Origin of the sequence: Leisingera sp. MMG026 (assembly GCF_021654205.1) — a bacterium.
In the GTDB taxonomy this organism is placed as follows: domain Bacteria; phylum Pseudomonadota; class Alphaproteobacteria; order Rhodobacterales; family Rhodobacteraceae; genus Leisingera.
On sequence record NZ_JAKFZM010000002.1, the window covers coordinates 71741 to 98265 of the forward strand.

Sequence of the window (26525 nt, forward strand, 5' to 3'; positions counted from 1 at the left end):
CGGCTTTCCGGTCATAAAATGGCGCAGCCATTGATCCTGATTGCGCAAGTTGGAAAGAGTGATGCCCCAAAACCCCTTTGATACCTTCAGCAGGCGGCATTTTCTTGCCGGCAGCGCTGCTTTGATCTCCTCGCCATCCTTTGCGCAAGAGACCGGCGACGAGGCGCAGCAGGCCTTTGACCCGTTGCGTCCGCCGCCAGAGCCGGAACCGGCTGTCCAGCGCAACATCTCCGCATTCCGGGCCAAATCCTGGAGACCATACTTTGATACCCTGCGGAACGGGGCGATTCTGGTCGATATCGACAGCCGGGCTCTGCATTATTGGTCCCAGGATGAAAGCGTTTACAAACTGTTCCCGTCTTCTGTGCCGCTGTCCGACGATCTGACCCGCCGCGGCCGGACAAAGATTGTTCGCAAAGTTGACGGCCCAGGCTGGGCTCCAACCCCGAATATGCGCAAGCGCAATCCGGAATGGCCTGCGTTCATTCCGCCGGGGCCGGATAACCCGCTTGGCACCCACGCGCTGTATCTTAGCTGGAAGTATTACCGCATCCATGGAACCCATGATACGCGGAAAATCGGCCGCAAATCATCGAATGGCTGCATCGGGCTTTACAATGAACATATCGCCGATTTGTTCAGCTTGACCAAAGTCGGCACCCAGGTGTTGCTTATTTGACGACACGTGGCGGGGCGCTAAGCTGTTAACTATAACAAGCAATTGCAATCCCGCGGTTTTGCTGGTTAGAAAAAAATACGAGATAAGTCTTGGGTGCGTGGTTCAGTTGTATGATCCGTGCGAATTCTGGAGGTTAACATGAAAAAACTCGTTATCGCTGCTGCGCTGACTGCTGCTGCTTCGACTGCCACTGCTGGCAACCTGTCCGAGCCGGTTGTAGAACCGCCGGTCATCGTGGAAGAAGCTCAGGGTTCTTCCAGCGGCATTCTGCTGCCGCTGCTGCTGCTGGTTCTGGTCGGCGCAGCTGTTGCATCGAACTAAGTTTCGGTACACGGTTACAGAAAAGGCGGTGGGTTTCCACCGCCTTTTTTGTTGCCTGATCTGCGGGTCAGGAGGGGCTGTCAGGCCGCCTCCACTTCGCGCAGGATACTATCCAAGACATAGATGATCATGTCTGCGTCTTCTGCACCTATGGTCAGCGGCGGTCGGATCTTCAGAATGTTGTCCTTGGGACCTTCGCTGCCGATCAGGATCCGGTGATCACGCATCCTGTTTTTGACGTAGGAGCAAATACCGGTGGCCTCCGAGCCATCCGGGGTGATCAGTTCCAGTCCCAGGAACAGCCCCATTCCACGCACATCGCCAACGCAGGCGTATTTCTGCTCCAATCCCTGCAGCCCTTCGATCAGCCGGGCGCCTATAACCCGGGCGTTGTCCTGCAGGCCTTCATCGTCAACGATATCCAGCACCTCCTTGCCGGTCCGGCAAGACAGGGTAGACCCGCCGAAGGTCGAGAAAAACTCGATCCCGTTGTCAAAGCTTTTGGCAATCGCCTTGGTCGTTACAAGCACGCCCAGCGGGTGGCCGTTGCCGATAGGTTTGCCCATCACCACGATGTCGGGAACTGCGCCCTGGTGTTCGAAGCCGAAGTAGTATTTGCCAAGGCGGCCCAGGCCGGTTTGCACTTCGTCGGCGATGCAGACACCTCCTGCCGCACGGATCTTTTCGTAAACTGCAGGCAGATATCCCTGCGGCGGGACAATCTGACCGCCAACAGAGGGAAAGGTTTCAGCGATGAAGCCGGCGATGCCGTGGCCCTTGCCTTGCAGGTTCTTGATTGCCGGATCGACCAGGTCCGCGAACTTTTGCGCGCGCTTTGGATCATCTCGGCGGAAGGAACCGCGGTAGTCGTCTGCAACTTCGACCAACTCCACCCAGTCCGCCTGGCCTGCACCGCCTGGCTTGTTGAACTTGTAAGCGGAGATGTCGATCGCGCCTGTTGTGTTGCCGTGATAGCCGTGATCGGGTGTCACCATGCCCTTTGCCCCGGTGTGGGCGCGGGCCAGGCGCAGGGCCAGCTCATTGGCTTCGGTGCCCGAGTTTACGAAAAAGCAGACCTCAAAAGGATCTGGCAGCTTGGACAGCACCTTGTCTGCAAAGGCGGTTTGTGCCGGATGCAGATAGCGGGTGTTCGAATTCATCCGCTTCAGCTGATCCGCCGCCACCGCCTGGATGCGCGGATGGGCGTGGCCCACATGCGGCACGTTGTTGTAAGCGTCCAGATAGGGCCGCCCCCATTCGTCAAACAAGTGGTGCTTCCAGCCGCGCACCAGCATCACCGGGTCATTGTAGGTGAGGCTGAGGTTGCCGCCGAAATGGGTGCGGCGTCGGGCCAGAACCTCACCTTTGTCGGTTGGGTGATAGCGGACTTTTTCATCCGGCAGGTTGAGCAGGGCCGCGGGGTTGGGGCAGATTGCGCGCCACAGGTACATCTCATCCGGGTCGCCTGCGCCGGGCCAGCCGGCCTCGATTCCTTCGGTGGTCAGGGCCAGCTGGAAATGCACATGCGGTGCCCAGCCGCCGTTCTGGCCAGGGTCACCCAGGCGGCAGAATTCCTCGCCCTTTTCCACCATATCACCCGGTTTCAGGCGGCTCAGGAATTCCGGGTCCAAATGACCGTAGAGGGTAAAGAACGGATCGCCCATAGGCGTTTCATGGCGCAGGATGATCACCCCGCCGTAGTCCAGATGCCCGTCCCGGTACTCTGCCGCAAAGACTTCACCACGCATGGGCGCAAACACCGGCGTGCCAGCGCCGGTAAAGGCATCCACCGCCAAATGCACAGTGCGGCGGCCGCTGGCTTTCCAAGGGCCTTTGCGGAAAGCGGGCTCTGTATAGATCAGCCGCGGCTCATGATAATAGCCAAGCCAGATGCGGCCCTGGTCCTCGAACTCCTCGCCAACTCTGGCCGCTTCTTCCAGCGGCATGTGGAATGGGTTCTGCGGCCAGGTGGAGTGTTCCACCGACAGCGATCCCATCGGTGCATCTGCCAGGTCCTGGCCCATCAGCGGGGCGAATTTGCCGTGTTCCTGCTCCAGCCAGGCCATAACCCGGTCTGCACCATCAACAACCTGCAGGCCGCACGCCGCGCGCAGCCGGGCAGTCAGCAACCCGCCGTGCAGTGTGTTTCCCTCCAGGAATCGCCAGGCCGGAGCCTGCGAGATGGTCACATAGGGATCATCCGGATTGTCCGCTGCCATCATGGTGGAATTGACAACACTCACCGCCAGCCGCGCGCGCAGCAGCGGCCAGACCATGTCTACCTCGGCAGGCGTCAAAGGATAAGCCTCGTGATACCCCGCAACCAGTGCTGCCATTGCTGCCTCCGGCGCCGGGTGGTCCAGCACGATATAGGCCGCAGCAATTGCCAGGTCGCAGATCCGCGGTGCGGCGCACATGTCGCCCAGGTCGATGAGGCCTGACACCCTGCGGGCTTCACCCAGTTCTCCCGCCACCATGATGTTGTAGTCATTGGCGTCATTGTGGACGGCCTGCTTGGGAAGCTTTGCTAAAACAGGCTCTAACTTTGCGAAATCCGCGGAAATCCCTTCAATGATTGCACGGCGTGCCGGAGCGGTGATGCAGAACAGCTGATCCTTGATCCAGCCCGTGCGCATCAGGTCCCATTTGAAATCACGCTCCAGCCCATCGTGCCGGAAATCGGCCAGCGCCTTGGCCGAGCCGCCGAGAACCTGACCAATCTCATGGATCAGCGCATCGCTTTTGGGTTCTGCCTTGGCATAGCACCGCCCGGGTAGCTGGTTCAGCAGCCAGACCAGCCGGTTTTGCCCTTTTTCATCCGGGAGTGTCAGCAGCGATCGGCCATCCGCAGCGGCGATCACCCGCGGGCAGGGCAGATCCGGCTGGCGCGCGGCGATATGCTCAAACGCCTTTACCTGCATGTCGACCAGCCAGGTTTCGCAGCCGGGGCGCATCGCCTTGAGGATATAGCCCTGGTTCTCGGCACCTTTAGCCAGAAAGTTCAGGTCATATTCTCCATCCAGGCGGCTCAATTCCGCCTGGATGCCCCAATGCTGTTTCAGGGCTGCTGCCCAATGCGCAAGCGTCATCCAAAACTCTCCCCGGTCTGCCGGTCTGCCCGGCGATCCAATTTTGGATCCTATTTGAACCGGGAGAGCGCTTTAGTCCAGCCAGCCTTGCAGATTCTGCTCAATCACACCGGCCAGTGCCGCAACGTGATCGTCATCATCGTTGAGGCAAGGGATATAAAGGAAGTCCTCGCCGCCCGCGTGCTCAAAACTCTCGCGGATCTCTTCGTTGATCTCTTCCAGCGTCTCGATGCAGTCGGCCGAGAAGGCCGGCGCGATCACCGCGATGTTCTTTTTGCCTTCCTTGGCAAGCGTTGCGACGTGATCCACCGTGTAAGGTTTCAGCCATTCCTCGGGTCCAAACACAGATTGGAAAGTGGTTGTGATCCGGGTGTCGTCCCAGCCCAGCCGCTCCTTCAGCAGGCGTGTCGTTTTCTGGCACTGGCAGTGATAGGGATCGCCCTGCATTAAGTAGCGTTTCGGCATCCCGTGGTAGGACACCACCAGAATATCCGGGCGCTTTGCTGCCTTGGCATAGGCTTCTTCTACCGATCGCGCCAAAGCGTCGATATAGGCGGGCTGGTCGAAATAGGGTTCGATCGTGCGGGCGGCGGGCTGCCAGGGCTCATCCATCAGGGCGCGGAAGAACTGGTCGTTGGCAGTGCCGGAGGTGGCGCCGGCGTATTGCGGATACAGCGGCACAAACAGGATTTTCCGGCAGCCGGCCGCAACCATTTCCCGCACCTTGGATTTGGTCGAGGGATTGCCATAGCGCATGCAGAAATCGACCATCACCTGATCGCCATAGCGTGCCTTCATCGCCGCCGCCATCTTGGTTGTCTGGTCCTTGGTTATGGTCATCAAAGGGCTTTCACCCTTGTCGTGGTTCCAGATCGATTTGTAAGCGGCGCCCGAAGAGAACGGACGTTTGGTCAGGATGATCAACTGCAAGAGCGGCTGCCACTTCCACGATGGGTAGTCGATCACCCGCTTGTCAGACAGGAATTCGTTCAAGTAGCGGCGCATCGGCCAGTACGAATAATCATCCGGCGTGCCGAGGTTGGCCAGCAGGATGCCGACTTTCTCTGCCGGGATCTTTGGGTGATCGGCAGGGGAGTGGGCAGGGCATTTGACGGTCCGGGCGGCGTCCAGCATGGGCAGGTCCTGTGGGGCTTGGAATTCAGTTGTCGGCGGGAAGTTACTGTCTTTGCGCGCAGAAGGCCAATTGGATCGCATTGGCCCAGCCATAACGGAAATTTATCAGGGCTTGAGCTTGGATTCCGGCACCTTCAACGCATCGGCCAGGCGCATCCGGGCAGAGCCGGGGCGCAAGGGTTTCTGCTGGCTGTCCGACGGCGACCAGCCGGTAAGGCAGACCAGCTCAAATGTCGCTGGCAGCCGGCCATCAGCAGTTGCGAAATGCTCGTGGTAGATGTGATCAGCCAGCTGGAACAGGGTTCGCGGAGCCGGGTGCTTCAGGCGCTGGGCGAGGGCGTTGGTCTCTCCCATGCCGCGCAGATCGTGGATCAGGTGGGTCAGATCACGGTATTCGGCAGTCAGCGGCACCAGGTCCGCCACAGGCAGGGCAAAACCCGCCCGCTGCAGCAAACCGCCCAGATCCCGGATCTCTCCCATCGGGGCAACGCGGGGGGACAGTCCGCCCATCACAACGGTTTCGGCTTCTGCTATGGCGGCGCGCAGTTCGTGCAGGGTTTGGCCGCCCAGCAGGATGACCAGCAGCAGCCCGTCTTCCTTCAGAGCACGTCGGCATTGGATCAGCTGGCCAACCGGATCGTTGGCCCAATGCAGGCACATGGCATGGATCACCACATCATGCGCGCCTTGTTCCAGAGCCAGGACATCCGTGTCGGCCACAATCTTCGCGTCCGGCTGAAACCCTTCCCAGACCTCCGGAAAGGGGCAGACAATAGCGGGCGCGGTAAAGGTTCTGTTAACCAGGCTCAGGCGATCCTCGGCCTCATCCCGCGCCATTTGGTGCAGGAACAACGCATCCGCGCGCCGGCGTGCGCGGCGGGCTGCCAGGGTGCGGCGGTCGAATAGCTGTGCTGGTGCTTGTGTCATGAGGGCTATTTAGATGCTGCTGACCAGGATTCAAACCGCTGTTTCGCTGATCTATCCCCCGCAATGCATGGGCTGCGGGGGTCTGGTTGGCAGCGACTTTGGCCTGTGCGGTTCTTGCTGGGCCGATATGCATTTCATCAGCGGCACGGTCTGCGAGGGCTGCGGCGCTCCGCTGCCGGGGGAGGCGGACGGCTTTCGGCTGGAATGCGACAGCTGCCTGCGCCATCCGCGGCCTTGGAGCCAAGGGCGATCTGCGCTGCTCTATGAGGGGCGGGGCCGCAAGCTGGTTCTGGCTTTGAAGCACGGGGACCGGACGGAAATTGCACATATGGCCGCTGGATGGCTGGAGCGGGCCGTGCAGCCGATGCTGGCGGAGAATCCCCTGATATGCCCGGTACCGCTGCATTGGACCCGGCTGCTGAAGCGTAAGTATAATCAATCCGCTTTGCTTGCTGAAGCAGTGGCGGCCCGGATTGGCCTGGAGCATTGCCCGGATCTGCTGCGCAGGTTCCGGCGGACCCCTACACTGGAAGGCAAGACACGCGACCAGCGATTTCAGCATTTGGGTGCAGCAATTGCACCCCACCCGGGCCGGGAGGGGCGGATCAAAGGGCGCACGGTTCTGATCGTGGATGACGTGATGACCTCCGGCGCCACTCTCAGCGCTTGCACTGATGCCTGCCTGCAGGCCGGTGCGGCGGAGGTACGGGTGGCGGTGCTGGCCCGGGTCACGCAAGCGTGAGGCTGCCCGCCGGCCTCTGGCAATTGTTGCATTGAATCCCCAATTCCTCCACAACCTTCGAAACCAGACTATGGGGTCCTGAATGAAAACCGTTGAAATCTACACCTCGCCTCTGTGCGGATACTGCCACGCCGCCAAGCGTCTGCTGAATCAGAAGGGTGTTACCTTTTCGGAAATCAACGTGCTGGCGCAGCCGGACCGCAAGGCAGAGATGATCCAGCGCGCCAATGGCGGCCGCACGGTACCGCAGATCTTTATCGGCGAAACCCATGTCGGCGGCTGTGACGATCTTTTTGCGCTGGAACAGGCGGGCAAACTGGACCCGCTGCTGGCAGCCTGAACCCGGAGAGAAAAAATGCGCACAGCTCTGCTTCAGATGACATCCACCGACATCCCGGCCGAAAACCTGGAGACCGTGAAGGCGATGATGGCGGAGGCTGTGCGCGGCGGGGCGGGCTTTGTGCTGACGCCCGAAGTTACCAATTGCCTCTCCGGCAGCCGGACCCATCAGACCGGTGTCCTGTGTCACGAAGAGGATGACCCGACGCTGGCCGCCCTGCGTGACGAGGCGGCAAAACATGGCATCTGGCTGCTGTTGGGGTCGCTGGGCATCAAGACCCACGACAATGACGGGCGCTTTGCCAACCGGCAATTCCTGATCAGCCCGCAGGGTGAAATCAAGGCGCGCTACGACAAGATCCACATGTTCGATGTCGAGGTCACACCCGAGGAAACCTACCGCGAGTCCGATGGCTACCGCCCGGGCACCCAGGCGGTTGTGGCAGAGACGCCATTTGCCAGTATCGGCATGACCATCTGTTATGACGTGCGCTTTCCGCATTTGCACCGGGCGCTGGCCAATGGCGGGGCGCAGATCATCACTGCGCCGGCGGCGTTTTCTTATGTCACCGGCGCCGCACATTGGCATTCGCTGCTGCGCGCCCGTGCAATTGAAACCGGCTGCTTTGTGCTGGCGCCTGCGCAGACTGGCAAACACCCGGCCTCCCGCGGGCCCAGCCGCAAAACCTTTGGCCATTCTCTGGCCGTATCCCCCTGGGGCGAGGTGCTGGCCGATGCCGGTCAGGAACCGGGCGTGACTTACGTTGATCTCGACCTCGAATCAGTGGCAGAAGCGCGCAAACGCGTGCCTTCCCTGACCCACGACCGGGAGTTTGACGGACCCTGATGGATGAGACACATTCCCTGGCGGTATCGCTGTTCAGCGAGATTCTGATGGCTGACCAGCTGGCCCGGTCACGTCTCAGCAAAGTGCTGCCCAAAGGGATGGAGCTGTCGCATTTCTCGGTGCTGAACCACCTGGCCCGGGCTGGACTGGAACGCTCGCCCGCGCAGCTGGCCAAGGCGTTTCACGTAACCCGCGGCGCTATGACCAACACGCTGGGCAAGCTGGAAGTTGCCGGATACATCCATGTCCGCCCGGATTGGGACGATGCGCGGCGCAAGATGGTGGCGATCAGCCCGGCCGGCAAACAGGCCCGGGATGCGGCATTGGCCGGGATCATTCCGGTGATTTCAGAAGTTGTGGGGGAATTGGGCAGCGATCGGGTCCGGGCGACCTTGCCTATTCTGCGCGAACTGCGCGGCAAACTGGAAGAGAGCGGCTGAGGGGCCGGACCCAAACAGTCACCTGCTCGGGTTACAAAGGGACGCCTGCAAGCAGGCGCCCCTCTTCCCCATCAGTCCCCATCATGCCGTGAACGGCGATCGTTTAACCATTGGGCAGACCCCCCAGTCACAATGGCAAGCGATACTTGGTTCTTAGCTTGCGCCCAATCGCGGCTTGAAAAAAATACTCCAACCCCGCTTGTTAAAGATAGCAAGCGGCACGCGGTGGCCAAAGAGTGCAAAAGGATTACGACCTATCCTTTAGGATAGGCGGCAGAAAAAACTGGTCGGCGAGGGCACTCTTAGCCAGGTTTTATGCTGGCGGTCACATAGTTTACCGACAGATCCCGTTCGGATATCGACCAGTTCCAGGTGATCGGGTTGAACACGAACCCCTTCCGGTCAACAGGCTTCAGACCGGCATTGCGCAGCAGTTCGTAGAGTTCATCCGGGGTTACGAACTTGGACCACTCATGAGTGCCGCGCGGCAGCCAGCGCATGATCACCTCAGCTCCGACAATCGCCATTGCAAAGCTCTTTGGGTTGCGGTTGATGGTTGAGCATATTTCCAGACCGCCGGGCTTCAGCAGTGTACGGGTAGCGGTAAGGTAGCTCAGCGGATCGGCCACATGCTCGACCACTTCCATGTTCAGCACGACGTCGAATTGTTCACCGGCAGCAGCCAGTGCCTCGGCGGTGGTGTAGCGGTAGTCGATCTCCAGGTCCGATTGTTCGGCATGAATGCGGGCAACCGGCAGGTTGCCTTCTGCCGCATCGGCGCCCACAACTGTTGCACCCAACCGCGCCATCGGCTCGCTCAGCAGTCCGCCGCCGCAGCCGATATCCAGCAGCCGCAGCCCTTTGAAAGGGCACTGTGACGTCAGGTCGCGGCCAAATTCCCCGGCGATCTGACGGGTAATATAGTCCAGCCGGCACGGGTTCAGCATGTGTAAAGGCTTGAACTTGCCGTTCGGATCCCACCACTCCGCCGCCATCGCTTCGAATTTAGCAATTTCCGCAGGGTCGACCGTGGATTGAGGCGCTTGCATTCCTGTCTCCGTGTGCTCTTTTGTAGTCTGACGTTTCACTAAGGTCAGTAATGGATAGATACCCGGACCAAAAGCGCGCTGTGCATTATCTTTATCCGCCGGTCGAGCCTTTTGACCAGCGCATGATCGACGCAGGCCAGGGCCACAATATATATGCAGAACAAAGCGGCAATCCCAATGGCATTCCCGTGATTGTGTGCCATGGCGGCCCCGGCGGCGGCAGCAGCCCGGCGATGCGGCGGTATTTCGATCCGCATGTGTATCGAATCATCCTGTTCGATCAACGCGGCTGCGGCCGCTCGCGCCCCTATGCGTCATGCGAGAGCAACACCACCTGGCATCTGGTTGCCGATATGGAGCTGATCCGCCGCCAGCTGGGCATTGAGTCCTGGATCCTGTTCGGCGGCAGCTGGGGAGCGACACTGGCGTTGATTTACGCCCAGACCCACCCCGGCCGGGTCCAGCAGATTATCCTGCGCGGCGTGTTCCTGATGACCAAGGCTGAGCTGGATTGGTTCTATGGCGGCGGTGCCGGCAAGTTCTGGCCCGAAACCTGGGTCAAATTCGTCTCGCTGATCCCCGATGCAGAGCGCAGCGACATGATCGCCGCTTATCACAAGCGGCTGTTTTCCGGCGATCTGGATGAAGAAGTGCGTTATGGCCGGGCCTGGTCAGCCTGGGAAAACGCGTTGGCGTCGGTGCATTCCAACGGCCAGAGCGGCGAAAGCCCCGGCGATTATGCACGTGCCTTTGCCCGGTTGGAGAATCACTATTTCATCAATAGCGGTTTCCTCGATTACGACGGCCAGATCCTCGCCAATATGGACCGGATCTCTCATATCCCCGGCGTTATTGTGCAGGGGCGTTATGATATGATCTGCCCGCCGTCTTCGGCTTGGCGCTTGAATGAGCTGTGGCCAAATGCGGAGTTGAAGATGGTGCGCAATGCCGGCCATGCTTTGTCGGAGCCGGGAATCAGCGCTGAGCTGGTTCGGGCGATGGACCGGATTGCAGGAGAGCTTGTGCCATGACGCGCATTGACCGCCGCGCGCTGTTCACCTCGGGTGCTGCCGCAGCCCTGCTGGCGGCGGCTGGCGGGGCCGTAAATGCATCGCCCAAGGCCGGTGGCGCGCTGCGTCTTGCGGTTCCCCGCGACGGCGGGCTTTTGGAACAGGCCGCACGTTACGCGGTCTATGACACGCTGACAGAAATTGCCCCTGATGGTTTGCTGCGCGGAGAATTGGCTGCAGGCTGGCATTCGACGCCGGACGCCAAAACCTGGACCTTTGATTTGCGTGCGGGCGTGGATTTTCATGACGGCTCACTGCTCACAGCAGAGGATGCAGCCGCGTCGCTTTTGGCACAAGGCATTACCGGGGCTGAAGTGCGCGCGGTCACTGCTTTGGGAAACCTGCAATTGCTGGTGGAATTGTCGCAGCCCAATCCGCATTTGCCCTACCTTTTGGCTGGTGCTGATCTGATGATTGCACCCGCTGGTGAACTGCCGGCACCGCTGTCCGCTGCGATTGGCACGGGGTGCTACAAGGTGGAACGAGCCCGGGAAGGCCGCCATTTCCGCGCGTCCCGAGTTGCAAATCACTACAAATCCGGCATCGCGGGCTGGGTAGAGACGATAGAGATTATTGTGATTCCTGATGCCGCAGTCCGTGCCGAAGCGCTGCGTGACGGGTACGTTGATGTCGCGGCATTGCCGGAACCGCGCGGCCTGCTGAAGCGCGGGGAATTCCTGTATCATCCGTCTTCCAGCAATATGGCTTTGGCCGCCCGGCACAATGTCGGCATTCCGCGGAAAGTAGGTCAGCGCACACCGCTTGACGATGGCCGCATTGCCGAGCGCTGGTGGATGGCCTGAACGGCCATCCCCGGTTTTGACGCTTCAGCTTTCCTGACGGATGTAGGCAATAACGTTCTGGATATCGTCATCTTTCTTCAAACCTTTGAATCCCATGCGGTTGCCGGGCACCACACTCTTGGGATCTGAAAGAAAGGCCGCTAGCTGTGTCTCGCTCCAGGTCAGGTTGGCATCCTGAAAGGCGCCTGAGTATTTAAAGCCATCGGCCGCGGCGGAATCAGCACCGATGATACCGTGCAGGCTGGGGCCGGTGCCGTTTTTGCCTTCTTCAAAGCTGTGGCAGGCCTGGCACTTGCGGAATACTTTCTTGCCCTTGGCCGGATCGCCTGACAGCGCCACCTCAGTCTCCTGTGCTGCAGGGGACGCCTGGGCGGTGTCGCTTCCAGCTTCAAACACAAACCGGGCGGTAACCGGGACGGTGCGGGTAATGCCGGAGAGTTTCGCAAGCTCTTGCAGGATATCAACGCCTTTGGTCAGACCCGCGTCCTCGACACCCAGAAACAGCAGATCATTGGTGGTGACCATGACCTTCCGGTCTGACAGGCGGGCCACAAACATTTCCGTTTCCACAGGAATATCGCGCCCCAGCAGGCTCAGCTTTCCTTCCACATCCGAAACTATTGTGCCGCCTGCTGGCAACGCCTCCAGCGCGGCGATGTCGACCTTGGCCGTCAGCGTCGCCAGAGCCTCGCCATTGAACACATGATCAATCATCCGTTCATTGCGGATATCAATAAAGGTCTCCACCGATGGCAGCGAAATTGCCACAGTGACAGTGCCGTCATTGCTTACGCTGCCGGTCAGCTCTTCAAAGCTGTGCACCTCGCCCACTGTGTCTTTTTTAACTGAGCCAAAGACGAGCTTGGAGCTTGCGCCGTCCAGCACCCAGTCTGCCGACAGCGCGGCTTGACCCGCAAAAACCAGCGCTGCAACAGAAACGCCACGAAACAGTGAGTTGAGCATCCTATGTCCTTCCTATTATCAATGTTCTTGCGGCACGGTGTCTTGACCGGCCTTGAGATTAAAACACGGCAGGAGCGCGGATTATTCGCTGGTTTGGCAAAAAGACGGCTGAGGAAGAAGTCCGGGAGGGGATAATCCCCCTCTATCCCCGGTTGTGGCGCTTTTGCTTGATGCAGACCGGGCGGCGTGACCGGGCGGACGATCTGGCGCAAATGACTTGTCTGCGGGCGTTGGAAAAACACGCAGGATATCAGCCCGGCACGCATCTGGACCGCTGGATGTTCCGGATCGCGCACCGGCTGTGGCTGAACGAGCTGCGGGCAACGGCCGTGCGCACCGGCGGCGGGTTGGTGGCGCTGGAAGAAACCGAGATTCCGGATCAGCGCGTAAACACGGAAACGAATATTTTTGCCCGTCAGGTGTTTTCAAAGGTAGGGGAGCTGCCTGAAAGCCAAAGGGTCACGGTTCTGCTCGTCTATGTCGAAGGCTTTGCCTACAAGGAGGCAGCGGAAATCCTGAATATCCCCATCGGCACGGTGATGAGCAGACTGGCGGCCGCCCGCAAGAAGATTGCGGGAGAGTTGGCGGAAACGGAGACGGGAACATGAATGAAGCGCAAGCGGCATTCACCGATGAAGAGCTGACATCCTACCTGGATGGCGAGGCGGACGCAGACCTGCGCAGCCGGGTCGAGCTTGCGCTGAGCACGGATGCGGCTTTGGCGCAGCGTCTGCAGACATTGGATATGCCGGTGGCTGCATTGCGGGATGTCTTTTCTGCCGCGGCGCTGGGCGCCCCGCAGATGCCGGAGGGGCTGATTCCCGCATCCCGCCCCGCCCGTGCGCCGCTGCGGCTGGTTGCCGGAATGGCGATGGCTTTTGGACTAGGTGTTCTTTCCACCTACATGCTGCAGCCCGGGCCCCAGCCGCAAACTGCGCCGGGATGGAAGGCGGTGGTGGCATCTTATCAGTCGCTCTATATCACCGACACTGTGGCGAACGGTAGTCAGCCGACCAAAGTGACAGCCGAAGTGCTGGACGGTTTCAGCAGCCGCCAGGGCGTGGACTTGTCTCCTGCGCAAACTGTCGAAGGGCTGGAATTCAAACGCGCCCAGTTGCTGGGTTTCAAAGGCAAGCCTCTATTGCAAATGGCTTATCTTGGCCCGGACGGCGTGCCGGTGGCCTTCTGTATCATTCGGTCCTCTGGGGCCGATAAGGCGATCCAAAGCGAGGTTTTGGCTGGCATGGCCGCTGCCTCATGGGTCAGTGATGGCATCGGTTATCTGGTGATTGGCGGTCAGGATCAGGGCCTCGTGGATGGCGTTGCTGCGGATCTTCAAGGCAAGCTGGGGTAGCGGTCCGGCGGTCAGAAACTCCGCGCGCTGCACGACCCTCTTGCAGTTTCGCCAGAACCGTCCTATATGCCTTTGACAACAGCGGCGCGTTGAACCTCTGGTTTAAGGCTCCACCGGGAATTTCAACGGGCCGCGCGCCCGTTTTTTTGTGCCCGCAGGCTAGTGCCTGCAAGCCCCAAGTGGAGGTCTGATGACCAACGACCTGATTGCCAAAGCTGCCATCGACCGGCGTCTGGCCGAGATCATCATCCCGGTGATTGAGGATCTGGGTTATGAACTGGTGCGGATCCGGCTGATGTCTGGTAAGGCGACCACATTGCAAATCATGGCTGACAAGCCGGATGGCGGCATCGAGGTGGATGATTGCGCCGTGATCTCGAATGCGGTCAGCGCGGCACTGGACGTCGAGGATCCGATCCTTGACGCCTATGCGCTGGAAGTGTCGAGCCCCGGCATCGACCGGCCGCTGACGCGGCTGAAGGATTTTGATATGTTCGAGGGCTATGAGGCTAAGCTCGAAACCGACGAGCTGGTCGGCGGCCGCCGCCGCTTTAAGGGCGAGCTGGCGGGCACCGAGGAAGACGAAGTCCTGATCAACATCGAAGATCAGGGCGAAACCATGACCATTGGTTTGAAATTTGACTGGCTGAGCGACGCCAAGCTGGTCCTGACCGATGATCTGATCAAGGAAATGCTGCGCCAGCGCAAAGAGGCCGGCACGCTCAACGAAGACGCATTCGACGAAATCGAGACCGAAGAGTCCGAAGAGGAGAACAAGTAATGGCTATCACCTCTGCAAACCAGCTGGAGCTGTTGCAAACCGCCGAGGCCGTGGCGCGCGAAAAGATGATCGACCCCGGTCTGGTCATCGAGGCGATGGAAGAGAGCCTCGCCCGTGCGGCCAAAAGCCGCTACGGCGCCGAAATGGACATTCGCGTATCGATTGACCGCAAGACCGGCCGGGCGAAATTCACCCGCGTGCGCACTGTCGTGGCGGATGAAGAGCTGGAAAACTATCAGGCTGAGCTGACCGTCGAACAGGCCCGCCAGTACATGGCGAATCCTGAAGTAGGCCAGACCTATGTCGAGGAAGTGCCGCCGGTTGAAATGGGCCGGATCGCCGCCCAGTCGGCCAAGCAGGTGATTCTGCAGAAGGTCCGCGAAGCAGAGCGTGACCGCCAGTTCGAAGAATTCAAAGACCGCGCCGGCACCATCATCAATGGTCTGGTCAAGCGCGAGGAATACGGCAACGTCATCGTCGATGTGGGCGCTGGCGAGGCCATCTTGCGCCGCAATGAAAAAATCGGCCGCGAAAGCTATCGCCCGAACGACCGTGTGCGCTGCTACATCAAGGACGTGCGCCGCGAGCCGCGCGGCCCGCAGATTTTCCTGTCGCGCACCGCGCCGGAATTCATGGCCGAACTGTTCAAGATGGAAGTGCCGGAAATCTATGACGGCATCATTGATATCAAGGCCGTTGCCCGTGATCCCGGTTCGCGCGCCAAGATTGCTGTTATATCCTATGACGGCTCGATCGACCCGGTTGGTGCCTGTGTTGGTATGCGCGGCTCCCGCGTGCAGGCTGTGGTGAACGAGCTGCAGGGCGAAAAGATCGACATCATCCCGTGGAACGAAGACCAGCCGACCTTCCTGGTGAACGCGCTTCAGCCTGCCGAAGTAACCAAGGTTGTGCTGGATGAAGAAGCCGGCAAGATCGAAGTTGTGGTGCCTGAAGAGCAGCTGAGCCTGGCCATTGGCCGCCGCGGCCAGAACGTCCGCCTGGCATCGCAGCTGACCAACCTCGACATCGATATCATGACCGAGGAAGAAGAATCGGCCCGCCGCCAGAAGGAATTCGAGGCGCGCACCAAACTGTTCATGGAAACCCTGGATCTGGACGAGTTCTTTGCCCAGCTGCTGGTTTCCGAAGGCTTTACCAATCTCGAAGAAGTCGCCTATGTCGAGCTGGACGAGCTGCTGGTCATCGACGGTGTTGACGAAGGCACCGCCGGGGAATTGCAGGCCCGTGCCCGCGATTACCTGGAGGCCAAGGCCAAGGCGGCCTTGGATGCGGCTCGCGAATTGGGCGCCGAAGACAGCCTGATTCAGTTCGAGGGCCTGACCCCGCAGATGGTAGAGGCACTGGCCAAGGACGACGTAAAGTCGCTGGAAGATTTCGCCACTTGTGCGGACTGGGAACTGGCCGGCGGCTGGACCAACGATGGCGGCGAACGGGTCAAGGACGATGGTATCCTGGAACCTTTCGGTATGACGCTGGAACAGGCGCAGGACATGGTGATGACTGCCCGCATCATGCTGGGCTGGGTTGATCCGGCTGAACTGGAAGAAGACGCGGCAGAAGACGAAGACACTGGCGAAGAGGAAGGCGAAGCCTGAATTCAGGCTTTGCAGAGGAGAACTGCATGACACGCGGCGGCGCCACAAAAGACCGGACCGACGACAGCGAGCGTAAATGCATCGCAACCGGCGAGATCCAGCCCAAACAGGGCCTCATCCGTTTTGTGATGGGTCCTGACGGGCAAGTTGTGCCTGATGTGATGGGCAAGCTGCCCGGCCGTGGTGTCTATGTGGCCTCCAGCCGGGCCGCATTGGATACCGCGGTCAAGAAGAAGCTGTTTGCCCGCGGCTTCAAGGCCCAGGTCCAGGTGCCGGAGGAATTGGTTCAGGAAGTTGAGCGGCAGGTTGTCCGCCGGCTTATTGAACTGATCAGCCTGGCGCGTAAATCGGGTGATGCGGTGTCCGGTTTTGAGCGGGTGAAAGACTGGCTTTACAAAGAGGATGCCCGGGTGCTGATCCAGGCGTCCGACGGGTCTGGCCGCGGAAAGTCGAAGCTGAGCACCCCCTACAAGGGCAAATTCATCGGCTGCCTCACGGCGGACGAGCTGGGAATGGCATTTGGGCGCCAAACTGCAATACATGCCGCCCTCGCCTCTGGCGGACTCAGCAAACGTGTTGTAGATGAGGCGCAACGACTGCAAGGTTTGCGCGAAATGGTGGGCGGCGACGGCCGCACGGAAGGATAAGAAGCTTTATGAGCGATAGTGACGGCAAAAAGACACTGGGTCTGCGTGGGGGTTCCCGTCCGGGGAACGTGAAACAGAGTTTCAGCCATGGACGGACCAAGAATGTCGTAGTGGAAACCAAGCGCAAGCGCGTTGTGGTTCCCAAGCCGGGTGCGGCCAAGGGCGGCGGCGGCGCTGCGCCTTCCACATCCGGATCGCGCCGGCCTGCCGGCATCAGTGACGCTGAGATGGAGCGCCGCCTGAAGGCGCTGCAGGCTGCCAAAGCGCGCGAGGTCGAAGAAGCGGCCGCCCGGGCCGCGGACGAAAAAGCGCGCGAAGAAGAGCGCAACCGCCGCCGCGCCGAAGCGGAAGCCAAAGAGCGCGAGCAGCGGGAAGCCGAAGAACGCGCCAAGGCCAAGCAAGAAGAAGAAGAGCGCAAGAAGCGTGAAGCTGAAGTGGCAAAAGAACGCGCCGCTGCTGCTGCCGCTGCTCCTGCTCCTGCCGCGGATACGCCCAGAGCGGCCCGCCCGGCGCCGAACAAACCCGCGCCTGCTGCCGCGCCGCGTAAAGCAGACCGTGAACGCGAACAGCGTCAGAACCGCGGCAAGGGCCAGGATGATGGCCGCCGTTCGGGTAAGCTGACATTGGGGCAGGCCACTGGCGGCGGCGGCAATCGCCACCGGTCGATGGCGTCGATGAAGCGCAAGCAAGAGCGTGCCCGGCAAAAAGCCATGGGCGGCCAGGTCGAGCGTGAAAAGGTCATCCGCGACGTTCAGCTGCCAGAGGCGATTGTGGTTTCGGAACTGGCCAACCGGATGGCGGAGCGCGTTGGCGAAGTTGTCAAATCGCTGATGAACATGGGCATGATGGTCACGCAGAACCAGACCATCGACGCCGATACCGCGGAACTGATCATCGAGGAATTCGGCCATAAAGTGGTCCGGGTGTCCGCCTCTGACGTCGAAGACGTGATCAAAGAGATTGAGGACAAGGACGACGATCTGAAACCGCGTCCGCCGGTCATCACAATCATGGGCCACGTTGACCACGGCAAAACTTCGCTGCTTGATGCGATCCGGGATGCCCGTGTTGTGGCTGGCGAAGCCGGCGGCATCACCCAGCACATCGGCGCGTATCAGGTGAAAACCGAAAGCGGCACCGTGCTGAGCTTCCTGGATACGCCTGGCCATGCGGCCTTTACCTCGATGCGCTCGCGCGGTGCTCAGGTGACGGATATCGTGGTTCTGGTGGTTGCCGCGGATGACGCGGTGATGCCGCAGACCATCGAAGCCATCAACCACGCCAAAGCGGCGCAGGTTCCGATGATCGTGGCGATCAACAAGATCGACAAACCGGCGGCAGACCCGACAAAGGTCCGCACCGACTTGCTGCAGCACGAAGTGGTTGTGGAAGCGATGTCCGGCGACGTGCAGGACGTTGAAGTTTCCGCGGTTACCGGCCAGGGCTTGGACGAGCTGCTGGAAGCCATTGCACTGCAATCGGAAATTCTGGAACTGAAGGCCAACCCCGACCGTGCCGCCCAAGGCGCCGTGATCGAGGCACAGCTGGATGTGGGCCGCGGCCCTGTGGCAACCGTTCTGGTTCAGACCGGGACTCTGCGCCAGGGCGACATCTTTGTTGTGGGTGAGCAATACGGCAAGGTCCGTGCGTTGATCAACGACAAGGGCGAGCGCGTCCAGGAAGCCGGTCCTTCGGTTCCTGTCGAGGTTCTTGGCCTCAACGGCACCCCGGAAGCAGGCGACGTGCTGAACGTGACAGACACCGAAGCACAGGCGCGCGAGATCGCTGAATACCGTGAGCAGGCCGCCAAGGATAAACGCGCCGCTGCCGGTGCTGCGACCACGCTGGAACAGCTTATGCAGAAGGCCAAGGACGACGAAAATGTCTCCGAGCTGCCGATCCTGGTCAAAGCTGACGTGCAAGGCTCTGCCGAAGCCATCGTTCAGGCGATGGAAAAGATCGGCAACGACGAGGTGCGCGTGCGCGTGCTGCATTCGGGCGTCGGTGCGATCACCGAAACTGATGTCGGCCTCGCCGAAGCCTCCGGTGCGCCGATCATGGGCTTCAACGTCCGTGCCAATGCTTCGGCCCGCAACACCGCCAACCAGAAGAGCGTTGAGATCCGCTACTACTCGGTGATCTACGACTTGGTGGATGACGTGAAAGCGGCGGCCTCGGGCCTGCTGTCTGCCGAGATCCGCGAGAACTTCATCGGTTATGCGCAGATCAAGGAAGTCTTCAAGGTTACCGGTGTTGGCAAGGTTGCCGGCTGTCTGGTCACCGAAGGCATTGCCCGCCGTTCGGCAGGTGTCCGCCTGCTGCGCGACAACGTGGTAATCCACGAAGGCACGCTGAAGACACTGAAGCGTTTCAAAGACGAAGTGTCCGAAGTTCAGTCCGGTCAGGAATGCGGTATGGCGTTTGAAAACTACGATGATGTCCGTCCGAACGACGTGATTGAAATCTTCGAACGCGAAGAAGTCACCCGGACCCTTGACTGATCGTTGCTAAATCCAAATTGAAGAGCAGGCCCTGGCACCATTGCCGGGGCCTGTTTCTTTAGGCGGTTCCATTGTCATGTGCCGCAGGGGCCGAAGCGCACTTGAAGGCTACCCTATCGTTGATGCTGAATGCGCCGTCCACGCAGGTCCATTCTGCATGTGCGGAGGGTGCAAAGACAGTTGACGAATTGGCGGAACGACAGAGTGGAAATGAGACAGACCAGTCCGCAAAGAAAAATTTTGTCAATTTGCTTTGGCCTTGCGGGCCCAAAAACGGGGCAGCACTGTCTGCAATCCCATTTTTTGCCTGACATGCGTGATGAGTGATAGCTCAGGCAACAGGCGGCACCGGGCGGCCTTCATATGTTCTATTACCAACTCGCACCGCGATTTTCCCGTCAGGGAGTGTCCTTATGAAAATGCCCTGAATCAGCGAAAAACTGCCAACTGCGATTGTCCTTAGCATGGTCTTCTCCTGCCCAATTGAAACTTCGGGTAGTCAAATTCTTCGTACCTGATGCTTATGGAGAATGATTAATAAAGGGTTCACGGGCGCCAGGCCAGGGAGCTAAAGCCCCGATAAAACGCCAAAATTCACCCTTGGGAAACATGAAACCGCTGCGTTGCGGCTCCATGTATTTTAGAGCCAGTCGCGCAGAATCGGGATCAGCGGGATATCGGCCGGCGGCATCGGATAGTCCCGCAAATCCTGCGGCCGCACCCATTTCAGGGTTTGGCCTTCATTGGCCTGCGGGACGCCGTCCCACTTACGGCAGGCAAAAAGCGGCATCAGCAGGTGGAAATCCTCGTAGGAGTGGCTGGCGAAGGTCAGCGGCGCCAGGCAGGACGCCCAGGTGTCGATGCCTAGTTCCTCTTGTAACTCACGGATCAATGCTGCCTCGGGTGTTTCGCCTGGTTCGATCTTGCCGCCAGGAAACTCCCACAGGCCGGCCATGGATTTACCTTCGGGGCGCTGCGCCAGCAGCACGCGCCCGTCCACGTCGATAAGCGCAACAGCGGAAACAAGGATCACCTTCATGACCGGTAATCCGCGTTGATCGAGATATACTGATGGGTCAGATCGCAGGTCCAAACCGTGGCTTTGCCGGCACCCAGTCCCAAGCCAACTTTGATGGTGATCTCTTGTTTTTTCATCTCTGCTGCGCCCAGATCTTCCTTGTAGTCTGGTGCGACCCAGCCTTTTTCGGCCACCAGCACATTGCCAAATGAGATTGACAGCAGGTCCCGGTCGGCAGCCGCGCCGGATTTGCCGACCGCCATTACCACGCGGCCCCAGTTCGGGTCCTCGCCCGCAATCGCGGTTTTCACCAGCGGCGAGTTGGCGATAGCTAGGCCATGCACCTTTGCATCCGCATCCGAAGCTGCGCCGGTCACCTGGATTTCCACAAATTTGGTCGCGCCCTCGCCATCGCGCACCACCTGGTGTGACAGGTTTAGCATGACCCGCTCCAGGCCTGCTGCAAACTCCGCGCTTCCAGTCGCGTCGACGCCCGAAGCGCCGGTGGCGCACAGCATCAGGCTGTCGGACGTCGAGGTGTCGCTGTCCACGGTGATGCAATTGAAAGTCCGGTTGCAGATCTCAGCGAGCTGTTCCTGCAGGTCGGCTTGCCCGACCTTCGCATCGGTGAAGATGTAGACCAGCATGGTTGCCATATCCGGCGCAATCATGCCTGAACCCTTGGCGATGCCGGCGATCTTGACTGTTTGGCCGCCGATCCCCACCGTGGCGCTGGCGCCTTTGGCAAAGGTGTCGGTGGTCATGATCGCCTGGGCGGCGCCTTCCAGCGTGCCTTCATCCAAGGCATCGTTCAGTTCGCTGACCTTCGCGACAATCCGGTCATGCGGCAGCGGCTCGCCGATGACACCGGTGGAGGCAGTAAAAACACGCCTGGAAGGCAGGCCGGTTGCCTGTGCAACTGCAGTGGTGATCTCCGCAACCGAGCTTTGCCCGAAATGACCGGTGAAGGCATTGGAATTGCCGGAGTTCACCAGGATTGCCGCACCGGCATCAGCATTGCCGCCCAGCTTGGCTTGGCAGTCCAGAACCGGGGCAGAACGGGTCTTGGAGCGGGTGAAAACCCCTGCAACCGCAGTGCCCGGGTCCATCACTGCCAGCATCACATCGGTCCGGCCCTGATACTTGACCCCGGCCGCGGCTGATGCAAAACGCACGCCCTTGATCACCGGAAGATCGGGGAAGCTGGCAGGTGCCAGCGGCGAGACGGGCATGGGGGCGGCCATGATCAGTTCCTAACCAGGCTAAGATCTTTGAGAATTGCCGGATTCAGATCCTCAATCTCAGACCGTTCGATTTCGGCGGACGCGGTCAGTTCATTCACGCTCTCTTCCACTGCCTTTTGGCGCAATTCCTCGGCCAGCTGTGCCCGCACTTCTTCAAACTCGGGGGCTTCGGTCTTGCGGCGCTCACGCAGCAGAATCACATGCCAGCCGAACTGGGTTTTCACGGGTCCTGAAATTTCGCCCGAATGAAGCTTCAGAACGGCATCTTCGAACTCCGGCACCATTCGGCCTGTGGTGAACCAGCCCAGATCGCCGCCGCTGGGACCGGAGGGGCCGGTGGATTTTTCCTTGGCAAGCGTGGCGAAATCGGCGCCGGCGTCCAGCTCCTTTTTGACGTCCTGTGCGTCTTCTTCACTTTCGACGAGGATATGGGCGGCATGAAACTCGTCTCCACCGTCACCGGAAGAGTATTTTCCGTCATAGGCGGCGCGCAGCGCATCCTCGCTGCTGGCCTTTTCCATGATCATATCGATCACGTTGGCGGCCAGCATGGCGCGCTCTTCGTTTTCAACGGACAATTGTACGTAACGAGGCACTTCGCCGTGCAGCTGCTGTTTCAGCGCGGTTTGCTGAACCAGCTGATCCAGGATGGCATTGTAGAGCACGTCATCAGGCAGCTGTTTGTACTGGTCGGGCAGGTTTTCGCGGGCCATGACCATATGGCCGATGGTGATATCTTCGCCATTGACCGAGGCAACAACCGTGTTGGCATGTGGCGCAGCAACTGCGGCCAGCGGCAACGCAGAACAGGCTGCCACCGCCATGCCGCGCAGAAAAGTGAGACCTTTACGCATTGAAACCTTCCTATTCCTAGGCCGCATAGGGGCCTGCCGTTGACACTCTATACCCTGCCGCTTACATCGCCTTGAGGCCATTGGCAGGACCGTCTTTCCACCATTGTTTATGGGTTGCGGACACGGCGGGCAAGCCTGCCCGATGCAAAGGCCGGACATAGGATCGCTGGAGAAAACATGCTGGGTTTCGGAACACTCGCCAAAAAGGTTTTCGGCACGCCGAATGACCGTAAGATCAAGGCGACACGGCCGCTGATTGCACAGATCAACGCGCTGGAGGATATGTTCGCGAAGCTCAGCGATGACGGGCTGAAGGACAAGACTGAGGAGCTGCGCAAGCGCGCATTGGGCGGTGAAAGCCTGGACGCGCTGCTGCCCGAAGCCTTTGCCAACGTGCGTGAAGCGGCCAAACGGGCTCTGGGTCTGCGGGCTTTTGATACCCAGCTGATGGGCGGTATTTTTCTGCATCAGGGTAACATTTCCGAGATGAAGACCGGCGAGGGCAAGACCCTGGTGGCGACCTTCCCGGCCTATCTGAATGCGCTGACCGGCAAGGGCGTGCATGTGGTAACGGTGAACGAATACCTGGCCACGCGGGATAGTGAATGGATGGGCAAGGTGTTTGCGCAGCTGGGCATGACCACCGGCGTGATCTGGTCGGGGCAAGCCGACGCCGAGAAGATGGCCGCCTATGACAGCGACGTCACCTATACCACCAACAACGAACTGGGTTTCGACTATCTGCGCGACAACATGAAACCGTCGCTGGACCAGGTGTTTCAGAAGCAGCACAACTTTGCCATCGTCGATGAGGTCGACTCGATCCTGATCGACGAGGCCCGTACTCCGCTGATCATCTCCGGCCCGGCCGAGGACAGGTCCGAACTCTATTCGACTATCGACAAAGTGATCCCGCTGTTGTCGGAAGAACATTTTGAGATCGACGAGAAAACCCGTGGTGTGACCTTTACTGAGGATGGCAATGAATACCTGGAGCAGACGCTGCGCGAGCACGGATTGCTGGAAGAGGATGCCTCGCTCTACGATCCGGAAAGCACCACGGTTGTCCACCACGTGAACCAGGCCCTGCGTGCGCACAAGCTGTTCCAGCGGGACAAGGATTATATCGTCCGCAACGGTGAAGTTGTTCTGATCGATGAGTTCACTGGCCGTATGATGCCGGGCCGCCGCCTGTCCGAAGGATTGCACCAGGCCATCGAGGCCAAGGAAGAGGTCAATATCGAGCCGGAGAATACCACCCTGGCCTCGGTTACCTTCCAAAATTACTTCCGGCTTTATGACAAGCTCTCGGGCATGACCGGCACTGCGATGACCGAGGCTGATGAGTTCGCCGAGATCTACAGCCTGGGTGTGGTTGAAGTGCCGACCAACCGCCCGATTGCGCGGGTGGATGAGGACGATCAGGTGTACCGCACCGCCCGTGAGAAATATGAGGCGATGATCAAGGAAGCCAAGGTAGCGCATGCAAAGGGCCAGCCGGTTCTGCTTGGCACGACCTCGATCGAGAAATCCGAACTGCTGAGCCAGATGCTGCAGCAGGACGGCATCCCGCACAACGTTTTGAACGCCCGCCACCATGAGCAGGAAGCGCAGATCGTTGCAGATGCCGGCCGCTATGGCGCGGTGACCATTGCCACCAACATGGCCGGCCGCGGCACCGATATTCAGCTCGGCGGCAACGTCGAGATGAAAGTGCTGGAAGTGCTGGAGCAGAACCCCGAGGCTGATCCAGCAGAACTGCGCGCGGCCGAAGAAGCCAAACACGCCGAGGAAAAGCAAAAGGTGCTGGACGCAGGCGGGTTGTTTGTGATGGCTTCCGAACGCCACGAAAGCCGCCGCATCGACAATCAGCTGCGCGGCCGTTCGGGCCGTCAGGGCGATCCGGGCCGGACCCGGTTTTATCTCAGCCTTGAAGACGATCTGATGCGCATTTTCGGCTCGGAACGGTTGGACAAACTGCTGTCATCGCTGGGCATGAAGGAAGGCGAGGCGATCATTCACCCCTGGGTGAATAAATCGCTGGAACGCGCGCAGGCCAAGGTCGAAGGCCGCAACTTCGATATGCGCAAAAACGTTCTGAAGTTTGACGATGTGATGAACGATCAGCGGAAAGTGATCTTCAATCAACGCCGCGAAATTATGGCCGCCGAGGATCTGTCCGAGATTGTCGATGATATGCGTCACGAGGTGATCGACGATCTGCTCGACACCCACATGCCGCCCAAAACCTACGCCGATCAGTGGGACACAGCAGGCCTGCAGGAGCAGGTCCGCGAGATGCTGAGCATTGACGCACCGGTGGCGGAATGGGCCGCCGAAGAAGGCGTCGATGACGAGCAGATCCGGGAACGTCTGGTCCAGGCTTCTGACAAGATGATGGCGGAAAAAGCCGCGGCCTTTGGTCCTGAAAACATGCGTAACATCGAAAAGCAGGTTCTGCTGCAGACCATAGACAAGAACTGGCGTGAGCATCTGCTGACACTGGAGCATCTGCGCTCGGTGGTGGGTTTCCGCGGCTATGCGCAACGTGATCCGCTCAATGAATACAAGAACGAAAGCTTTCAGCTGTTCGAAAACATGCTCGATTCCTTGCGTGAAGAAGTGTCCCAGCAACTTGGCCGCGTGCGTCCGATGACTGAGGAAGAGCAGCAGCAGATGCTGAAGGAAATGGCTGCCCGCCAGGCCGCAATGCAGCAAATGGCAGTTCCGCAGCCAAGCGCAGCCGAAGCTCCGGCAGAAGACCCGGCACCGGGTTTCGTGGAGGATGATCCGGCGACCTGGGGCAACCCCTCACGCAATGACAGATGCCCTTGCGGGTCGGGTAAGAAGTTCAAGCACTGCCACGGCAGCCTGGCCTGAAACCTGAAGAAGACATGTAGGTTCCATTTTGAACCTGCGTCCGGCGACGGGCGGGTGATCTCCCGCCCGTCGCTTGTCTTTTGGCAAAGACCGCTTCCGTTGGGCTTGGCGCCGCGCTGTGCGCAGCGTACTTGGCTGCTAAGGGCTTTTGGAGCTGCCAAGGCACGGGGCGTATAATCGGATTTGTTTCCGGACAGGCAACAAAGATGGCGTGATTGCCGTATTTGCCGGAATCTCTCCTGCTGGCGGCCACAAACTGGCCGGTATTTGCAGACATGCTTCCTTAACCAAACTGGTTCTGGAGGATCTAATGCTAAGCAAACAGGTGATGCTGACAAGCGCGACGACGCTGGCTTGTGCTTTGGGCATCGGATTCTACATGCAGGCGTCTGGCCCGGGCTTGGTAGTCAACGCCGCTATCCGGACTGCTGCGGCTGATCCTGAAATTCCAGCGGAACCCGAAGCTGCTCAGCTGCAGATCGAAAAGATCACCCTGACATCGGCGCCGCATGCTGCAATTGCATTGAAAGCGGGCAGCGAGCCAGCAGAACCGGATTACAGAGCGTCCTGCCAGTTGACGGCCATGGCTGAAGCTGCCCCGAGGGCGATGGTTAATCTCATTGTTGAGGCATCCTGCAGGCCAAACGAGCGCTTAACTGTGCATCACAGCGGCATGACCTTTACTGCTGCGCTGGATCACTCAGGCCGGCTCAGCACACTGGTGCCGGCTTTGACCCGAACCGCGGTCTTCATCGCAGAGACTTCAGGTGGCAGCGGAGCTGTCGCCGTTGCAGAGGTCGACGGCCTTGAAACTGTTGAGCGGATTGTTCTTCAATGGACAGGTAACAGCGGTTTCGAAATCCATGCCCGCGAGTTTGGCGCCGCCTATGGCAGCGCTGGCCATGTCTGGCACGGCGCGGCCGGGGCCGGGCAGGTCGTGCGCTTGGGCGATGACAGCCAATTGGCACCGCGTATTGCCGATGTTTACAGCCTGCCAAGTGACACAAGCGAGTCCGGTACCGTGTCCCTGACCGCTGAGGCCGAAGTGACGGCCGCCAATTGCGGCAGGGATGTTTCCGCCCAGGCACTGCAATTGCGCGGTGGACAGCTCACCAGCCGGGATTTGGTGATGGCAATGCCGGATTGCGATGCAATGGGCAGCTTTCTGGTGTTGAATAATCTGGTAGAAGACTTGAAAATCGCATCCAACTGATTTGCGGTAACTTC

At 59.7% G+C, this 26525-nt stretch carries 24 protein-coding genes; 16 read left to right on the forward strand and 8 right to left on the reverse strand.

The annotated features are described in order from the left end of the window. The first annotated feature begins 61 nt into the window (after positions 1-61). Both L1069_RS01755 and L1069_RS01760 read left to right on the forward strand, forming a co-directional pair. Positions 62-679 carry a L,D-transpeptidase family protein gene (locus L1069_RS01755; RefSeq protein WP_129372630.1) on the forward strand — a complete coding sequence of 206 codons (618 nt, stop codon included), beginning with the start codon at positions 62-64 and terminating at the stop codon, positions 677-679. Positions 680-817: 138 nt separating this feature from the next. Then, positions 818-1000 carry a hypothetical protein gene (locus L1069_RS01760; RefSeq protein WP_024092111.1) on the forward strand — a complete coding sequence of 61 codons (183 nt, stop codon included), beginning with the start codon at positions 818-820 and terminating at the stop codon, positions 998-1000. 80 nt (positions 1001-1080) lie between these two features. Here L1069_RS01760 and L1069_RS01765 read toward each other — a convergent pair whose 3' ends face one another. The 3 genes from L1069_RS01765 to L1069_RS01775 all read right to left on the reverse strand — a co-directional run bounded on the left by L1069_RS01765 (position 1081) and on the right by L1069_RS01775 (position 6150). Continuing rightward, the gene (locus L1069_RS01765; RefSeq protein WP_237454578.1) at positions 1081-4089 is read right to left on the reverse strand and encodes an aminotransferase class III-fold pyridoxal phosphate-dependent enzyme; all 3009 of its coding nucleotides are present in this window, start codon (positions 4087-4089) and stop codon (positions 1081-1083) included. 72 nt (positions 4090-4161) lie between these two features. Beyond that, positions 4162-5223: a ferrochelatase gene (gene hemH / locus L1069_RS01770; protein ID WP_237454579.1), complete on the reverse strand. Its 1062-nt coding sequence runs from the start codon at positions 5221-5223 to the stop codon at positions 4162-4164. A gap of 105 nt (positions 5224-5328) precedes the next feature. Further along, on the reverse strand, positions 5329-6150 hold the full coding sequence (locus tag L1069_RS01775) for a methyltransferase domain-containing protein (RefSeq protein ID WP_237454580.1): 822 nt from the start codon (positions 6148-6150) through the stop codon (positions 5329-5331). Between the two features lie 13 nt (positions 6151-6163). On the opposite strand from L1069_RS01775, the gene L1069_RS01780 reads away from it, so the two are divergent. The 4 genes from L1069_RS01780 to L1069_RS01795 all read left to right on the forward strand — a co-directional run bounded on the left by L1069_RS01780 (position 6164) and on the right by L1069_RS01795 (position 8518). Then, positions 6164-6892 carry a ComF family protein gene (locus L1069_RS01780; RefSeq protein ID WP_237454581.1) on the forward strand — a complete coding sequence of 243 codons (729 nt, stop codon included), beginning with the start codon at positions 6164-6166 and terminating at the stop codon, positions 6890-6892. An 82-nt stretch (positions 6893-6974) separates the two neighbouring features. Continuing rightward, positions 6975-7232 (forward strand): glutaredoxin 3, encoded by a 258-nt coding sequence (gene grxC, locus L1069_RS01785; protein ID WP_129372625.1) that lies wholly within the window; start codon positions 6975-6977, stop codon positions 7230-7232. A 15-nt stretch (positions 7233-7247) separates the two neighbouring features. Further along, positions 7248-8078 (forward strand): carbon-nitrogen hydrolase family protein, encoded by an 831-nt coding sequence (locus L1069_RS01790; RefSeq protein ID WP_237454582.1) that lies wholly within the window; start codon positions 7248-7250, stop codon positions 8076-8078. Then, positions 8078-8518, forward strand: a complete 441-nt coding sequence (locus L1069_RS01795; protein WP_129372623.1) for a MarR family transcriptional regulator — start codon at positions 8078-8080, stop codon at positions 8516-8518. The genes L1069_RS01790 and L1069_RS01795 overlap by 1 nt, the downstream gene beginning before the upstream one ends. 302 nt (positions 8519-8820) lie before the next feature. Here the strand turns inward: L1069_RS01795 and ubiG are convergent, their stop codons facing one another. Continuing rightward, entirely contained in the window at positions 8821-9567 is a 747-nt protein-coding gene (gene ubiG, locus L1069_RS01800; RefSeq protein ID WP_237454583.1) for a bifunctional 2-polyprenyl-6-hydroxyphenol methylase/3-demethylubiquinol 3-O-methyltransferase UbiG, read from the reverse strand. 50 nt (positions 9568-9617) lie between these two features. On the opposite strand from ubiG, the gene pip reads away from it, so the two are divergent. Further along, the gene (gene pip / locus L1069_RS01805) at positions 9618-10598 is read left to right on the forward strand and encodes a prolyl aminopeptidase (RefSeq protein ID WP_237454584.1); all 981 of its coding nucleotides are present in this window, start codon (positions 9618-9620) and stop codon (positions 10596-10598) included. Then, a complete protein-coding gene (locus tag L1069_RS01810; protein ID WP_237454585.1) occupies positions 10595-11440 on the forward strand; it encodes an ABC transporter substrate-binding protein in 846 nt (281 codons plus the stop codon). The genes pip and L1069_RS01810 overlap by 4 nt, the downstream gene beginning before the upstream one ends. A 24-nt stretch (positions 11441-11464) precedes the next feature. On the opposite strand, the gene L1069_RS01815 is transcribed toward L1069_RS01810, so the two are convergent. Continuing rightward, on the reverse strand, positions 11465-12403 hold the full coding sequence (locus L1069_RS01815; protein ID WP_237454586.1) for a c-type cytochrome: 939 nt from the start codon (positions 12401-12403) through the stop codon (positions 11465-11467). A gap of 152 nt (positions 12404-12555) precedes the next feature. Here L1069_RS01815 and L1069_RS01820 point away from each other — a divergent pair, with 152 nt between their 5' ends. The 6 genes from L1069_RS01820 (at position 12556) to infB (ending at position 19302) form a co-directional block, all read left to right on the forward strand. Further along, the gene (locus L1069_RS01820; RefSeq protein ID WP_275423042.1) at positions 12556-13011 is read left to right on the forward strand and encodes an RNA polymerase sigma factor; all 456 of its coding nucleotides are present in this window, start codon (positions 12556-12558) and stop codon (positions 13009-13011) included. Continuing rightward, positions 13008-13757, forward strand: a complete 750-nt coding sequence (locus L1069_RS01825; protein ID WP_237454588.1) for a hypothetical protein — start codon at positions 13008-13010, stop codon at positions 13755-13757. The genes L1069_RS01820 and L1069_RS01825 overlap by 4 nt, the downstream gene beginning before the upstream one ends. 190 nt (positions 13758-13947) lie before the next feature. Further along, a complete protein-coding gene (rimP, locus tag L1069_RS01830; RefSeq protein WP_134831092.1) occupies positions 13948-14538 on the forward strand; it encodes a ribosome maturation factor RimP in 591 nt (196 codons plus the stop codon). After that, entirely contained in the window at positions 14538-16154 is a 1617-nt protein-coding gene (nusA, locus tag L1069_RS01835) for a transcription termination factor NusA (protein ID WP_129372615.1), read from the forward strand. The genes rimP and nusA overlap by 1 nt, the downstream gene beginning before the upstream one ends. 26 nt (positions 16155-16180) lie before the next feature. Continuing rightward, on the forward strand, positions 16181-16801 hold the full coding sequence (locus tag L1069_RS01840; protein ID WP_129372614.1) for an RNA-binding protein: 621 nt from the start codon (positions 16181-16183) through the stop codon (positions 16799-16801). Between the two features lie 8 nt (positions 16802-16809). Beyond that, positions 16810-19302, forward strand: a complete 2493-nt coding sequence (gene infB, locus L1069_RS01845) for a translation initiation factor IF-2 (protein ID WP_134831093.1) — start codon at positions 16810-16812, stop codon at positions 19300-19302. A 640-nt stretch (positions 19303-19942) separates the two neighbouring features. Here infB and mutT read toward each other — a convergent pair. Genes mutT through L1069_RS01860 form a run of 3 tightly spaced genes read right to left on the reverse strand, consistent with a single transcriptional unit; the run spans position 19943 to position 22418 of the window. Beyond that, a complete protein-coding gene (mutT, locus tag L1069_RS01850) occupies positions 19943-20341 on the reverse strand; it encodes an 8-oxo-dGTP diphosphatase MutT (protein ID WP_129372612.1) in 399 nt (132 codons plus the stop codon). Beyond that, a complete protein-coding gene (gene argJ, locus L1069_RS01855; protein ID WP_237454589.1) occupies positions 20338-21564 on the reverse strand; it encodes a bifunctional glutamate N-acetyltransferase/amino-acid acetyltransferase ArgJ in 1227 nt (408 codons plus the stop codon). Before argJ ends, mutT begins: the two co-directional genes overlap by 4 nt. A 2-nt stretch (positions 21565-21566) precedes the next feature. Continuing rightward, a complete protein-coding gene (locus L1069_RS01860; RefSeq protein ID WP_237454590.1) occupies positions 21567-22418 on the reverse strand; it encodes a peptidylprolyl isomerase in 852 nt (283 codons plus the stop codon). Between the two features lie 177 nt (positions 22419-22595). On the opposite strand from L1069_RS01860, the gene secA reads away from it, so the two are divergent. Next, positions 22596-25298, forward strand: coding sequence for a preprotein translocase subunit SecA (secA, locus tag L1069_RS01865; protein WP_237454591.1), 2703 nt, complete (start codon positions 22596-22598; stop codon positions 25296-25298). A 310-nt stretch (positions 25299-25608) separates the two neighbouring features. Further along, on the forward strand, positions 25609-26511 hold the full coding sequence (locus L1069_RS01870) for a hypothetical protein (RefSeq protein WP_237454592.1): 903 nt from the start codon (positions 25609-25611) through the stop codon (positions 26509-26511). Positions 26512-26525: the final 14 nt, after the last annotated feature.